The 13,353-nt window shown below is 70.0% G+C and carries 12 protein-coding genes; 8 read left to right on the top strand and 4 right to left on the bottom strand.

Translation table 11 applies throughout. The annotated features are described in order from the left end of the window. Positions 1 to 15 precede the first annotated feature (15 nt). From QUD34_RS07755 to QUD34_RS07740, 4 genes are all read right to left on the bottom strand, one after another. The gene (locus QUD34_RS07755) at positions 16 to 2,238 is read right to left on the bottom strand and encodes an NADP-dependent isocitrate dehydrogenase (RefSeq protein WP_286353117.1); all 2,223 of its coding nucleotides are present in this window, start codon (positions 2,236 to 2,238) and stop codon (positions 16 to 18) included. A 166-nt stretch (positions 2,239 to 2,404) separates the two neighbouring features. Beyond that, on the bottom strand, positions 2,405 to 3,349 hold the full coding sequence (locus tag QUD34_RS07750; RefSeq protein ID WP_286353116.1) for a bifunctional metallophosphatase/5'-nucleotidase: 945 nt from the start codon (positions 3,347 to 3,349) through the stop codon (positions 2,405 to 2,407). Positions 3,350 to 3,357: 8 nt separating this feature from the next. Next, on the bottom strand, positions 3,358 to 4,158 hold the full coding sequence (locus QUD34_RS07745; protein ID WP_286353115.1) for a 5'-nucleotidase C-terminal domain-containing protein: 801 nt from the start codon (positions 4,156 to 4,158) through the stop codon (positions 3,358 to 3,360). Continuing rightward, a complete protein-coding gene (locus QUD34_RS07740; protein WP_286353114.1) occupies positions 4,148 to 5,071 on the bottom strand; it encodes a hypothetical protein in 924 nt (307 codons plus the stop codon). The genes QUD34_RS07745 and QUD34_RS07740 overlap by 11 nt, the downstream gene beginning before the upstream one ends. A 233-nt stretch (positions 5,072 to 5,304) precedes the next feature. On the opposite strand from QUD34_RS07740, the gene QUD34_RS07735 reads away from it, so the two are divergent. The 8 genes from QUD34_RS07735 (at position 5,305) to QUD34_RS07700 (ending at position 13,352) form a co-directional block, all read left to right on the top strand. Beyond that, entirely contained in the window at positions 5,305 to 6,690 is a 1,386-nt protein-coding gene (locus tag QUD34_RS07735; protein ID WP_286353113.1) for an anthranilate synthase component I family protein, read from the top strand. Next, positions 6,687 to 7,262, top strand: a complete 576-nt coding sequence (locus tag QUD34_RS07730) for an anthranilate synthase component II (protein WP_286353112.1) — start codon at positions 6,687 to 6,689, stop codon at positions 7,260 to 7,262. Before QUD34_RS07735 ends, QUD34_RS07730 begins: the two co-directional genes overlap by 4 nt. Further along, on the top strand, positions 7,259 to 8,317 hold the full coding sequence (gene trpD, locus QUD34_RS07725) for an anthranilate phosphoribosyltransferase (protein WP_286353111.1): 1,059 nt from the start codon (positions 7,259 to 7,261) through the stop codon (positions 8,315 to 8,317). Before QUD34_RS07730 ends, trpD begins: the two co-directional genes overlap by 4 nt. After that, positions 8,314 to 9,147 carry an indole-3-glycerol-phosphate synthase gene (locus QUD34_RS07720; protein ID WP_286353110.1) on the top strand — a complete coding sequence of 278 codons (834 nt, stop codon included), beginning with the start codon at positions 8,314 to 8,316 and terminating at the stop codon, positions 9,145 to 9,147. The genes trpD and QUD34_RS07720 overlap by 4 nt, the downstream gene beginning before the upstream one ends. Further along, complete coding sequence (locus tag QUD34_RS07715) at positions 9,144 to 9,764, top strand: phosphoribosylanthranilate isomerase (RefSeq protein ID WP_286353109.1); 621 nt, start codon at positions 9,144 to 9,146, stop codon at positions 9,762 to 9,764. The genes QUD34_RS07720 and QUD34_RS07715 overlap by 4 nt, the downstream gene beginning before the upstream one ends. Then, the gene (gene trpB, locus QUD34_RS07710; protein WP_286353108.1) at positions 9,761 to 10,945 is read left to right on the top strand and encodes a tryptophan synthase subunit beta; all 1,185 of its coding nucleotides are present in this window, start codon (positions 9,761 to 9,763) and stop codon (positions 10,943 to 10,945) included. Before QUD34_RS07715 ends, trpB begins: the two co-directional genes overlap by 4 nt. A 1-nt stretch (position 10,946) precedes the next feature. Continuing rightward, positions 10,947 to 11,699, top strand: a complete 753-nt coding sequence (trpA, locus tag QUD34_RS07705; RefSeq protein WP_286353107.1) for a tryptophan synthase subunit alpha — start codon at positions 10,947 to 10,949, stop codon at positions 11,697 to 11,699. Positions 11,700 to 11,852: 153 nt separating this feature from the next. Further along, positions 11,853 to 13,352: an OmpP1/FadL family transporter gene (locus tag QUD34_RS07700; protein WP_286353106.1), complete on the top strand. Its 1,500-nt coding sequence runs from the start codon at positions 11,853 to 11,855 to the stop codon at positions 13,350 to 13,352. Position 13,353 lies beyond the last annotated feature (1 nt).

Genomic DNA, 13,353 nt, shown 5'->3' with positions numbered 1-13,353 from the left:
ATTCCGGAGTCTGAGTTACATGCCGTCGATGATCGCGTTCAAGGTGGCGCTGGGACGCATCGCCGCACCCGTCTTGGCGCGGTCGGGGTGGTAGTAGCCGCCCATGTCCACGGGCTTGCCCTGGGCTCCGATCAGCTCCTCGTTGATCTTCGCCTCGTTGGCGCCGAGCTGCTGGGCCACCTTTGAGAACCGGGCCTGGAGCTCGGTGTCCCGGGCCTGAGCGGCCAGCGCCTGGGCCCAGTACAGGGCCAGGTAGAAGTGGCTGCCCCGGTTGTCGATCTGGCCGACCTTGCGGGCCGGGGACTTGTCGTTGTCGAGGAACTTGGCGATGGCCTGGTCCAGCGTTTCCGCCAGCACGGCGGCCTTGGCGTTCTTGAAGGTGTTGGCCAAGTGCTCCAGGGAGGCGCAGAAGGCGGAGAACTCGCCCAGCGAATCCCAGCGGAGGTAGCCCTCCTTCTGGAACTGCTGGACATGCTTGGGGGCGGAACCGCCGGCACCGGTTTCGAAGAGGCCGCCACCGCCCAGCAGGGGCACGATGGAGAGCATCTTGGCGCTGGTGCCCAGCTCGATGATGGGGAAGAGGTCCGTGAGGTAGTCGCGCAGGACATTGCCCGTGACGGAGATGGTGTCGAGGCCCTTGCGGATGCGCTCGCAGGAGACCTTCATGGCCTCGTCCGGAGGCAGGATGCGGATGTCCAGCCCCTTGGTGTCGTGGTTCTTGAGGTAGGCCTCGACCTTGGCGATCATCTGGGCGTCGTGGGCGCGGGCCTTGTCCAGCCAGAAGATGGCGGGGGCGCCGGTCAGGCGGGCGCGGGTGACGGCCAGCTTGACCCAGTCCTGGATGGGGGCGTCCTTGGCCTGGCAGCCCCGGAAGATGTCGCCCTCCTCCACCTTCTGGGAGAGCAGGGTGGCGCCGGACTCGTCCACGATGCGGATGGTCCCGGCGGCCGGAGCGAAGAAGGTCTTGTCGTGGGAGCCGTACTCCTCGGCCTTCTGCGCCATGAGACCCACATTCGGCACGCTGCCGATGGTGGCGGGATCGAAGGCGCCGTGCTTCTGGCAGTCCTCGATGACGGTCTTGTACATCGTGGCGTAGCAGCGGTCCGGAATCATGGCCAGGGTGTCGTGGAGCTTGCCGTCGGCGCCCCACATCTTGCCCGCATCGCGCACCACCACGGGCATGGAGGCATCCACGATGATGTCGTTGGGCACATGCAGGTTCGTGATCCCCTTGTCGGAATCCACCATGGCCAGGGCCGGGTGGGTGGCGTAGACCGCCTGGATGTCCGCCTCGATCTCCGCGCGGCGGGCTTCGGGCAGGGTCTGGATCTTGGCGTAGACATCGCCCAGTCCGTTGGCGGTGTTCACGCCCAGCTCCCGCAGGGTGGCGTTGTGCTTCTCGAAGACCGGCTGGTAGAAGACGGACACGGCGTGGCCGAACATGACGGGATCGGAGATCTTCATCATGGTGGCCTTCAGGTGCAGGGAGAGCAGCAGGCCGTCCCGCTTGGCCGCGTCGATCTGCTCCGCGTAAAAGGCCCGGAGGGATCTGACATTCATGACGGAGGCGTCGAGCACCTCCCCGGCCTGCAGAGGCAGCTTCTCCTTCAGCACCTTCACGGCACCATCCGCGCCCACGAACTCGATGCGGGCCGTCGTGGCCTTGGCGAGGGTGGTCGAGGTCTCGCTGCCGAAGAAGTCGCCGGTGGTCATGTGGGCCACGCGGGCCTTGGACTCGGGGCTCCAGGGGCTCATCTTGTGCGGGTGCTTCTTGGCGAAGTTCTTCACGGAGAGGGGGGCGCGGCGGTCGGAGTTGCCTTCGCGCAGCACGGGGTTCACCGCGCTGCCCAGCACCTTGGCATAGCGGGTCTGGATGGCCTTCTCCACTTCCTCCGTGGGCTGCTCGGGGTAGTCGGGGATCTGGTAGCCCTGGGACTGCAGCTCCTTGATGGCGGCGATCAGCTGGGGGATGGAGGCGCTGATGTTGGGAAGCTTGATGATGTTGGCTTCCGGCTTCAGTGCCAGGGCGCCCAGCTGGGCCAGGTTGTCGGGGATGCGCTGGGATTCGGTGAGGTGCTCGGGGAAGTTGGCGAGGATGCGGCCGGCCAGGGAGATGTCCGAGGTCTCGACGGCGATGCCCGTGCCCTTGGTGAAGGCCTGGATGATGGGAAGCAGGGAGTAGGTCGCCAGCGCCGGGGCTTCGTCGATGTCAGTCCAGATGATCTTCTGGGTGGTCATGGGCTCTCCTTAGAATCTTCCCCGGCTCGACCCGAACGAGAACGGCAGGCAGATCGCGTTTGTCCGGCGACGGGTAATCAAGGCAGACTCCCACGGGAAAAGCCTTGCTTCAAGCGGCTTTCCCTGTCGAGACGGCGGTTTGGGACTTCGGTCACTCGGGGCGTTTTCAGCCCACCACCGGCATGGCAGCTCCAGAGGCGGCCCTGACACTGCCGCGGGTCACGGCAAAGTCCATGCGTCCCAGGTTCACGCCGCCGAAACCCACCTGGAACACGAGGGTCTCCCCCTGGGCCTGGGGAAGCTTGGTGGGGGTTTCCAGGAAGGTGTGGCTGTGGCCGCCGATCACGGCGTCGATGCCCGCCACCGCGCCGGGCAGGCGCAGGTCGTCGTGGGCGGAATCCTTGTTGCTGTAGCCCAGGTGGGAGAGCACCACCACCAGATCCACCTTCTCGACCTCGCGCAGCCGCTTCACCACGGGCTTCAGGCTCTCGTAGGGGTCCTTCCAGACGATCCCTTCATGGTTCTTGGGGGCCACCAGGCCCGCGAAGGCCACGCCCACGCCGGTGATGCCCACCTTCAGCCCCGGGAACTTGCGGACGAGGTAGGGCCGGAGGCGCTTCTCGAGGGCGGGGGCGCCCTTGCAGTCGAAGTTGCAGTTGACGAAGGCGAAGGGCGGGTTGGCGTGCTTGAGCTGCTCCATGGATTCCATGGCCTCCACCAGCATCGCCACGCCGTTGTCGAAATCGTGGTTGCCCAAGGTGCCCGCGTCGTAGCCCACCATGCGCATGAGCTGGTAGTCCAGGCGGCCTTTGTAGCGGTTGAAGTAGGGTGTGCCCTGGAAGGTGTCGCCGGCGTCCAGGAGCAGCACGGCCCCCAGCTCCTGGCGCAGCTGCCGTACGAGGGTGGCCCGGCGGGCCATGCCGCCCTTGCCGCTGATGGCGCCATTGCCCGGCCCGAAAGGCTCGATGCGGGAGTGGGTGTCGTTGGTGTGGAGCAAGGTGACGCGGCCGGCGGCGGGCCCTTCGGCAGCCCCCATCGAGGCCCGCAGGGGGGACACCTGGGAGGCGGCAGCGGCGGCGCCGAGGGAGGCTAGGAAATCGCGGCGATCCATGGGGGCCCCTACAGCTTCAACTTCTTGTCGCGGATGGCTTCCTGGATCGGAACCGGGATCCCATAGCGGCCCGGGGCCGGGGAAACGAGCTCCTTTTTCGCCTTGCCCAGGGCCGTGCACTCGTCGAGCAGCATCTGCCGGAGCGTGACGCCCGTGGTGAACGGTTTGCGTCCTTTCTTCAGCGTGGGGATGGAATCGCCTCCGCCGTAAAGGTAGTCCGTGGTGGCCACCTTGACCGTGGCCTCCGGATCGATGGGACGGCCGTCCTCCCAGGTGACGGTGAGGACGGCCTGCTCGGGGGGACCTTCGACCTTCGCCTTCACGCCAGAGCAGGGCTCGCCGCCGCGGCGGAGCAGGCCCTCCTTCACGACCTGGATCACCTCGGCGCCCGTGAGTTCGATCACCACCATCTCGTTCTCGAAGGGCATCAGCTCGAAGATGTCGCCCACCTTGAGCTGTCCCGGCCGCAGGTTGGCGCGCAGGCCCCCGGCATTGGTGATCGCGAACGGGACCGGCGCGCCCACGAGGGGCTGGGCGGCGCGGCGCATGACATCCGAAACCCAGTAGCCCAGCAGGTTCTCCTCGCCGCGGCGCCCGCGGAAAAGACCCTGGGGGGCCTCCACCAGCGGCAGGCCGAAGCTGGCCTTGATCTCCGCCGCCAGGGGGGCGATGACCTTCTGGATGTCGGCATCCTCCGGAATCGCCTCGGTGATGGGGATGACCTCGGTCTTCACGCTGGGGGGCTGTGCCGCCAGCGGAAGGGAAAGCAGGGACAGGATGAGGAGGGCACGGCCGGGATCAGGCTTCACGGGCATCTTCCTTCAAGGCCGCCAGGGCATCCCGCACGGCGGCATCATGGGTCCAGAAGTGGGCGGCGACGCGGAGCAACCAGCCCATCAGCCAGCCGTTGATCAGGGTGACGGCCAGTTGCAGCAGCAGGAACAGCCAGACCCGGAAGGTGGTGCCGCCCCCCAAGCGCCAGGCCAGCAGCAGCACCAGGAAGGGGAGCAGGGCGCGCAGGGCGGCGCCCCCGAGATTCACGAGGCCCCACTGGATCGGATGCAGCCAGAGCCGCAGGAAGGAGTCCGCCAGGTGCGCCCAGTAGCCTCGGGAGAGCCCCGCGGCGCGCCCGAGCCGACAGAACCACCACTGGAGGTTCAGGGCGGCGACGGTCGCCATCACCACCAGCGGACGCCCGAAGAAGGCCATCCAGCCGAGCCCGTCGATGCCCAGGCCCCCGGCCCAGGCCAGGGCAGAATAGGCCGCCCAGCCGACCAGGCCCACAGGCAGGAGGCCGATCAGCAGGGTGTCCAGGGCGCCCAGCAGCCAGGAGCCCAGCCGGGCCTTCTGTCCGCCGGCTTCCGCCTGGAGGCGCCAGCCGCACCAGAGCACGATCACCAGGCCGACGCCCAGCAGGTGCACCGTCGGCGAATTGGCCGCACGGTGCTGGAGCCCGCCGTTCACCCACAGCTCCCAGATGTCACGGGCGCTGATCCCTTCGCCCCAGTGGCTGGGCAGGGCGCTCCAGCCGGCGGCCCGACGAAGATGGCCCGCCCAGCCCAGCGAGGGGCCCAGCAGGACCAGCGCCCAGCCCGCCATGAGGCCCCAGCCCCAGCGGCCGAAGCCGCCGGGCAGGGCGGGGGCCAGGAAGGACCAGGGCGCCCGGGGCGACAGGGCTTCCTCGGTGTGGATGGTGGTGGGGGGCTCTTCCTCGAAGCTCATGGCCGTCCGCAAACAATCCTTCATCAAACCACACTTGACAGGGCCGGGGCCGGTGGGGTTTCATCGCATCCATGCTGCTGTCCTTCCCCTCCCTGCGCCGGGGCCTCCTTTTCGGGGCCTATTGGTGGCGCGTGGGTTCGGACGGCTCCCTTGGCGAGGCCTGACGGCCGCTGCCACCCCGGACCTTCCGAGCCCGACCCCATGGTCGGGCTTTTTTGCATTTGGATGACCCCATGCACCTGATCCGCCATCCCTTTCCCGCCGATCTGCTGACGCCCCTGGCCGCCTACCTGGCCCTGCGGCCGGTCGGAGCCAGCCTCCTGTTGGAGTCCTGCGATCAGGGCGAACGGGTGGGCCGCCACAGCTTCGTGCTGCTGGAAGGTCCGGCGGAATGCCGCCTGATCCCTCCCGCCCGGGGTTGGACCGAGGCCCTGCGGGGGCTGGCCGGAGCCCCGCCGTCCGGGGCCATCCATGATCCGGGCGCCGAGCTCCCCGCGCTCCGGGAGCCCCTGCCCATCGGCATCGGGTGCGCGGGCTATCTCGGTTTCGAGGCCATGGGCGCCCAGGAGCCCACCCTTCCGCTGCCCGTCCGGGACGGGCTGGGCTTGCCGGGCCTCTGGGTGAAGCGCTTCGACGCGGCCCTGGTCTTCGACCACCTGCACCAGGTGGCCGAGCTTCAGACCGTGGATGCCGACGCCGAGGCCGGTTTCCGGCGCCTGCGGGAGCTGCGGGCCCGGCTGCTGGCGGGCGTGCGCGATCCGGGACCCGGCACCTCCCACCCGAGGGCCCAGGCCCTGACGGACCGCGAAACCTACGAACGCGCGGTGACTCAGGCCCAGGAGCGCATTCTCGATGGCGACATCTACCAGCTGGTGCCCAGCCAGCGCTTCCGTGTGGAGGATCCGCCGCCTCCCCTGGAGGCCTACCGCCGCCTGCGCCGATTGAATCCGAGCCCCTATGGCTTCCTGCTTGAATGGGGGAATTTCGCCCTGGTGGGCGCCTCCCCGGAGATGCTGGTGCGGGTGCAGGACGGCGAGGCCGAGACCCTGCCCATCGCCGGCACAGTGCCCAGAGGCGCCAACGCCGAGGAGGACGCCTCCCGCTTCGAGGCCCTGAAGCGGGATCCGAAGGAGTTGGCCGAGCACCAGATGCTGGTGGACCTGGCCCGCAACGACCTGGGCCGCGTGGCCGTGCCCGGCGGGGTCCGGGTGGAGAAGCCCCTGGCCCTCCAGCGCACCAGCCATGTCCTGCACCTCACCACCACGGTGAAGGCGAAGTTGCGGGCGGGCGTGGATGCCCTGGATGTGCTGGCGGCGGCCTTCCCCGCGGGCACCGTGAGCGGCGCTCCCAAACTCCGGGCCTGCCAGCGCATCGCGGAGCTGGAAGGCGAGGTCCGCGGACCCTACGGCGGCGTCCTGCTGCGGCTGGGGACGGACGGGATCCTGGACACGGCCCTCATCCTCCGCACGGCGGTCTACGCCGGGGGAGCCGCCTACCTCCAGGCCGGGGCCGGCGTGGTGCGGGCCTCGAAACCGGAATCCGAATACTTCGAGACCCTGCACAAGCTGGGCGCTGTCGCCCAGGCCCTCGGGGTCCAGCTGCCCGGAGCCTCGCGATGATCCTCCTGATTGATGCCCTGGATTCCTTCACCTACAACCTGGTGCAGGCCTTCGAGACGCTGGGGATGCCGGTGCGCGTGGTGCGGCACGACGCCATCGGCCTCGAGGAGGCCAAGGCCCTCCGGCCCGAGGCCGTGGTGCTGTCGCCGGGGCCGGGCCACCCCACGGAAAGCCCCGCCCACATGGCCCTGGCGGGCTCGGATTGGGACATCCCGCTGCTGGGCGTCTGCCTGGGGCATCAGGCCCTGGCGGCGGCCACGGGGGGCCGGGTCATCCGCGCCCTCGAGCCCCTGCACGGCGAGGCCACGCCCCTGGAGCACGAGGGCACCGGCCTCTTCCTGGGGCTGGCGCCGGACCTGCCCGTGGGCCGCTACCACAGCCTCATCGCCGAGCCGGCCTCGCTGCCCTCCTGCTGGCGCGTGACGGGCCGCAGCCCCGGCGGCGAAATCATGGCCATGGCCCACCGCCAGCTGCCCCGCTGGGGCGTGCAGTTCCACCCCGAAAGCATCCTCACGCCGGACGGCCCGGCCATGCTCGCCAACTTCCTCCGGATGGCCAAGGAATCCCGATGACCCTGCTCACCACCCACAATCCCATCCGCCCGTTGCCCGAGGCCACGGCCTCGGAGCTCATGCGCATCTTCATCGACCAGGACACGGACGCCCTGCTGGTGGGGGCCTGCCTGGCCCTCCTGGCCCAGCGGGTGCCCGAAGCCCACGAGCTGGCGGCCTTCGCCGGGGCCCTCTCCGAAGTGGCCGTGCCGTTCCCGGCTCTGCCCGAAGGGGCGCTCGACACCTGCGGCACCGGCGGCGACGGGGCCTCCACCGCCAACCTCAGCACCCTGGCGGCCCTGCTGCTGGCGCACCTCGGTGTCCCCATCGTCAAGCACGGCAACCGCGCCGCCACCAGCGTCTGCGGCAGCGCCGACCTGCTGGAGGCCCTGGGCTACGACCTGGCCCGGGCCAGCGCCGACCTGTCGCAGGACCTGCAGGCCCACAGCTTCGCCTTCCTCTTCGCGCCGGCCTACCACCCGCTTCTGGGGCGCCTGCGGGAGATCCGCCGCCGGTTGGGGATTCCCACCATCTTCAATCTGCTGGGCCCGTTGCTGAATCCTGCGAACCCGCCCCTGCAGCTGCTGGGCGTGGCCCGCGAGGAACTGCTGGCCCCCATGGCCGGGGCCCTGGCGCAGCGGCCGACCCTGCGGCGGGCCTTCGTGATCCACGGCAAGGATGCCGAGGGGAAGGGGCTGGATGAAGCCTCCATCGAAGGGCCCACCACGGTCCAGTCGGTGGTGGACGGGCGGGTCCAGGCCCTCCAGGTGCTGGTGCCCCGGGAGTTGGGCATCGGCCAACCGCCGCGCCATGCCCTGCGCGTCGCGGACCGGGCCGAGGCCCTCGCCGTGGCCCGGGGCATCTTCGGCGGGGCGGGTCACGCGGACTTCAGACCTGCCGTGGCGGACGCAGTGGCCCTGCAGGCGGGACTCGGCCTGCAGCTCCATCGGAATCAGGGGCTCGAGGGCCTGCCCCGGGCCTATCAGGAGACCCGGGCTGCCCTGGACCGCGGGTTCGCACTGCCATTCCCGACCCCGGGCGCCACCCCGGACTCTGCCGCGGGGGTGCAGCCATGAGCCGCCTTCCCGATCCCGCCCTCCTGGTGGGCGATACGGGCCTCTCCTCTCGATCCCACCTCCAGAGAGTGCTGGTCGCGGAGCTCGCGCGGGTCGGCCGGCTCGCCACGCCCTCCCCGGTCCGGCCCCGGCTCGCCGGAGGCGGTCCCTTCGAGGCCGCGCTGCGGCGCGATGGAATCGAAAAGGGCGGCGCGGTCATCGCCGAATACAAGCAGGCTTCGCCCTCTCTCGGCCCCTTCGCCGCCGGAACCCCGCTGCTGGCCCAGCTCCAGGCCTACCGCGAAGGCGGTGCCGCGGCCTTCTCCATCCTCGCGGAGCCCTTCCTCTTCCGGGGTGACGCCAACCACATCCGCCTCGCGGCAGAACTCGACCGGCCCCGGCTCTACAAGGGCTTCGTGATCGCCGAGGCCCAGCTGGCCGAGGCGGAGGCCTGCGGCGCCGAGGCCGTGCTGCTCATCGCCCGCGTGCTCAAGGGCCACACGGCGGCCTTTGCGGAGGCGGCGCGCGCCCGCGGCCTGGAGCCCCTGGTGGAGCTGCACGACCTCACCGAGGTGGCCTTCGCCCAGGAGGCCCAGGCCCGCCTGGTGGGCATCAATGCCCGGGATCTCTCGACCTTCAACCTCGGCGTGCCCACGGCCGAGCCCCTGCGCCGGGTCTTTCCGGAGGCGGTGCTGATCCGCGAATCCGGACTCGCCACGCCGGAGGATGCGCGCACCGCGCTGCGGACCGGCTTCGACGCGGTGCTCATTGGCGAGGCGCTCATGCGGAGCCCGGATCCGAAGGGGTTCCTGGAGCGGGTCTTCGCCGACCTCCGGCAGGAGGCCCGATGAGCCTGCTGGCCAAGGTCTGCGGCCTCACCACGGCCGAGGATGCGGCCTTCGCCGCGGACCAGGGCGCGGACCTGCTGGGGTTCGTGGCGCATCCCCCCAGCCCGCGTCACTGCGTGGACCTCGCTGTGGCGGAGGCCCATCTGGATCGCGCGGTACTCGTGTCCGTGGCGGAACGCGCTGAAGACCTGCTCGAGGTGGCACGGCGCCATGGGTTCCGCCGCGTGCAGCCCTACCTGCCGGCCGCAGAACGGGAGTGCGGTGTGGCCCTGCTGCGGGAGGCCGGGCTCTTCGTCCTGCTGCCCTGGCCGGATGAGCCCGGCCAGGCGGCCCTTCCTGCGGACCTCTACCTCTGGGAGGCCAGTCCCGCGCAAACGGGTGTGGTCGGGGGCTCGGGGCAGGGCCACGGCATGGCCTTCCCGCCGCCGGGCCCCTTCTTGCTCGCGGGCGGACTGGACGGGGCCTCTCTGGCTCCCCGCGCCGCGGCCCTGCCGCCCTCCGCCGGCCCCCAGTTGCGGGGCTTCGACGCGGCCAGCCGACTGGAGTCGGCCCCGGGCCGCAAAGACGCCGCGAAAGTCGGCGCATTCATCGCCGCCGCCCACCATCTGGAGCACCCATGACCACCGGATTCGAACTCCCCACGCGGTTCGGGACGCAGGCCCTCGGCGGCTGCTACGCGCCGGAAACGCTCATGCAGCCCTTGCTCGACCTGGAGGCGGCCTTTCTCGCGGCCTCCCACGATCCGGCCTTCCTCGCCGAGCTGAAGGTGGAGCTGCGCCACTTCGTGGGCCGGCCCACGCCGCTCACGGCTGCGCCGCGCCTGGCCGGGAAGCTGGGCCTGAAAGCACTCTTCCTCAAGCGCGAGGACCTCACCCACACGGGCGCGCACAAGATCAACAACGCCCTGGCCCAGGCCCTCCTGGCGCGGCGCATGGGCAAGACGGAGATCATCGCGGAGACCGGCGCGGGTCAGCACGGCGTGGCCACGGCGGCGGCCTGCGCCCGCCTGGGATTGTCCTGCACCGTCTACATGGGCGTCACTGACATGGCCCGCCAGGCGCCGAATGTGGCGCGGATGCGGCTCTTCGGCACGCAGGTCGTGCCCGTGGAAGCCGGGCAGGGCACGCTCAAGGAGGCGGTGAACGAGGCCCTGCGGGCCTGGGCCGGCCGCTGCGACCGCGCCCACTACATCTTGGGGTCCGCGCTGGGGCCCCATCCGTTCCCGACCCTGGTGCGCAGCTTCCAGACGGTGATTGGCGAGGAAGCCCGGGTGCAGGTGCTGGAGCAATACGGGCATTTGCCCGAGGTCGTCCTCGCCTGCGCCGGCGGTGGCAGCAACGGCCTGGGTTTGCTGGTGCCTTTCCTGGGCGACGACCTGCGCCGAGTGGCCGTCGAGGCCGGGGGGCATGGCCTGGCGCTGGGCGAGCACGCGGCCCGGCTGGACGGAGGCCGCATGGGTGTCCTGCATGGCTGCAAGACCCTGCTGCTCCAGGACGAGCACGGCCACACGGCGGAAACCGCAAGCATCAGCGCCGGGCTGGACTACCCGGCGCTGGGCCCTGAACTCGCGGCCCTGGCGCTGGACGGTCAGGTGGAGGTGCGCCGCGCCTCCGATGACGAAGCCCTGGCCGGGGCGCGCCTGCTCTGCGAAAGAGAGGGCATCCTGCCGGCCCTGGAGAGCAGCCACGCCCTGGCCCTGCTGCCCGCCCTCGCTGCCGAAGGCGCCGCCACCATCCTGCTGGGCCTCAGCGGTCGGGGCGACAAGGACCTGTCCACCTATCAGTCGCGCCTGGGGATCTGAGATGAACCTGAACCCGCTGCTCCCTTTCCTGATGGCCGGTGATCCCAGCCTTGAAGCGCTGCCCGCTATGCTTTCTGAGGCCAGATCCCTCGGCATCGAGGCCCTCGAGCTGGGGCTGCCGCACTCGGATCCCATCGCGGACGGCCCCGTGCTCCAAGCCGCGGCCCAGCGCGCCATCGCCCGGGGCGCCACGCCCCTCCGGGTGCTCCAATCCCTCGCGGGAATCACGGAAAGTCCGGACCTCATCCTCTTCACCTACCTGAATCCCCTGTTCCAGCTCGGCGCGGATCGGCTGAAGGCGCTGCTGGCGCCCACGCCGGTGAAAGCGCTGCTGGTGGTGGACCTGCCTTTTGGAGAGGAACCCGAATTCGAAGCGGATCTGCGTGCCGCGGGCTATCCGATGGTGCCGCTGCTGGCGCCCACCACGACCCTGGCCCGGGCCCGGCAGGTGCTGTCGGAACGGCCGGACCCCGGCCCCTCCGCACCCTTCGCCCAGCGGTTCGCCTATGTGGTGGCTCGCCTGGGCGTCACGGGGACGGGGCAGGGCACCGACCTGGCCCCCGTGCGCGAGCGGCTGGCCTACCTGCGCGCGGCCACGAGTCGACCTCTGGCGGTGGGCTTCGGCCTCTCCGATCCCGCCAGCCTGGCGGCGGTGCGGGACATGGACGCCACGCCCGTCATCGGCTCGGCGCTCGTGCAGGCTCTCGCCGCGGGCAAGTCCCTGTCGCAGGCCCTCGCCGGCGGACTCCGTTGATGATCTTAAGATCGTGAATTGGCGGGTTTTCAGCCCACCCCCAGGATGGTTGCAAGGGCGTAACGATTTGGTATCGTGGTCAATCTTGCCCTTCAGAACCGGCTGGCAACAGCCACCCACCCCGGGAAGTCCGGGATTAGGAGCCATGCGCCCATGACCCACCGCTCACGCCTCACCCTCACGGCTTTGACCCTCATCGCCGCCGGCGCCTTCGCTCCCCAGGCCCAGGCTTCCGGCTTCCAGCTCCGCGAGCAGAGCCCGAGCGCTCAGGGCAACGCCTTCGCGGGCATCAGCGCGGGGGGCAACGACATCAGCGCCCTCTTCTTCAACCCCGCGACGATGACCCAGTTCGACGGCTGGCAGTTTTCGCTGGGCGGCACCTATGTCGGGCTGGATGTGAAGCTGCAGGACCTCTCGGCCAGCCGCACGCCGGCCCTGCTTGCCCTGGGCTTCCAGACGGCCCCGGTCACGGGCACCAGCCTGGGTCCGATCTCGGGTGCCTCCAGCCACGGGAACTCCGGAATCTCGGCCGTCCTGCCTGAGTTCAACATCATGTACAGCGTCAGCAAGGACCTGAAGGTGGGGCTCTCCGTGAATGTGCCCTTCGGTCTCACCACCGAGTACGACGCCAATTGGGCCGGCCGCTACCACGGCCTGAAGTCCGACCTGAAGACTATCGATGTCGCGCCGAGCCTGGCCTACCGGGTGAATGACCAGTTCTCCTTCGGCGTGGCCTTCGTGGCCCGCAAGGCCGATGCGGAGCTGACCAACGCCGTGGATTACGGCACGGCCCTCGCGCTGAAGGTGGGGTCCGGCCTGGCGGCGGCGGGCCTGTCCACCGTGTCTCCCGGTCCCGGCCAGAACAGCCCCGTGGCGAACATCGCCATGGGCGCTCCCAGCGCGGTCTTCGGGACGCCGGGCTACGCCATCCCCGGCGCCTGGGACGGCAAGGCCGGTCTGAAGGGCGATGGCTGGGGCTACGGCTGGAAGGCCGGCTTCACCTGGCAGCCGACCAAGGAATTCCGCCTGGGCGGTGCCTACTCCGCCGCCATGACCATGACGCTCAAGGGGGACGCCTCCTTCGAGTTCCCCGGCAACCTACCCCCCACGGACCTGGCGGCCCTGAACGGTGCCGGCCTCAAGAATGGCGGCGGGCAGGCTGACCTCGCCCTCCCCGCCACGGCCTCGCTGGGCTTCGACTGGAAGGCGACCTCCGCGTTCTCCCTGCAGGGCGAAGTGGCTCAGAGCACCTGGTCCCGCTTCAAGGAGCTCCGCGTGAAGTTCAACACCGGAGCCCCGGATTCCATCACGGACGAGAACTGGAAGGACACCTGGTTTTACTCCCTGGGCGGCACCTACAAGGTCAACCAGGACTGGACGCTCCGCGGTGGTGTGGGCTTTGATCAGGGCGCCGTGGACGACAACCACCGCACCCCCCGCATCCCCGACAACGACCGCAAGTGGCTCTCCCTCGGCGCGACCTACACCGTCTCCAAGAAGGTGGCCATCGATGTCGGCTACACCCACCTGTTCATCGGCGACGCCAAGATCAATCTGACCGCGGCGGGCGACAACACGACCCGGGGCAGCCTCACCGGCACCATGAAGGCCACCATCGAGATCCTGGGCGCCCAGGTTCGGTACTCCTTCTAGG

The sequence above is a fragment of the Geothrix oryzae genome (assembly GCF_030295385.1).
GTDB lineage: Bacteria > Acidobacteriota > Holophagae > Holophagales > Holophagaceae > Geothrix > Geothrix oryzae.
Note: the sequence above shows the minus strand (reverse complement) of the source record. Positions and strands in the feature narration are given on the sequence as shown.

What these genes read in the sequence shown, in the direction of transcription:
- QUD34_RS07755 (WP_286353117.1), bottom strand. Translation starts at nt 2,238, where the DNA reads ATGACCACCCAGAAGATCATCTGGACTGACATCGACGAAGCCCCGGCG.
- QUD34_RS07750 (WP_286353116.1), bottom strand. Translation starts at nt 3,349, where the DNA reads ATGGATCGCCGCGATTTCCTAGCCTCCCTCGGCGCCGCCGCTGCCGCC.
- QUD34_RS07740 (WP_286353114.1), bottom strand. Translation starts at nt 5,071, where the DNA reads ATGAGCTTCGAGGAAGAGCCCCCCACCACCATCCACACCGAGGAAGCC.
- QUD34_RS07735 (WP_286353113.1), top strand. Translation starts at nt 5,305, where the DNA reads ATGCACCTGATCCGCCATCCCTTTCCCGCCGATCTGCTGACGCCCCTG.
- QUD34_RS07730 (WP_286353112.1), top strand. Translation starts at nt 6,687, where the DNA reads ATGATCCTCCTGATTGATGCCCTGGATTCCTTCACCTACAACCTGGTG.
- trpD (WP_286353111.1), top strand. Translation starts at nt 7,259, where the DNA reads ATGACCCTGCTCACCACCCACAATCCCATCCGCCCGTTGCCCGAGGCC.
- QUD34_RS07720 (WP_286353110.1), top strand. Translation starts at nt 8,314, where the DNA reads ATGAGCCGCCTTCCCGATCCCGCCCTCCTGGTGGGCGATACGGGCCTC.
- QUD34_RS07715 (WP_286353109.1), top strand. Translation starts at nt 9,144, where the DNA reads ATGAGCCTGCTGGCCAAGGTCTGCGGCCTCACCACGGCCGAGGATGCG.
- trpB (WP_286353108.1), top strand. Translation starts at nt 9,761, where the DNA reads ATGACCACCGGATTCGAACTCCCCACGCGGTTCGGGACGCAGGCCCTC.
- trpA (WP_286353107.1), top strand. Translation starts at nt 10,947, where the DNA reads ATGAACCTGAACCCGCTGCTCCCTTTCCTGATGGCCGGTGATCCCAGC.
- QUD34_RS07700 (WP_286353106.1), top strand. Translation starts at nt 11,853, where the DNA reads ATGACCCACCGCTCACGCCTCACCCTCACGGCTTTGACCCTCATCGCC.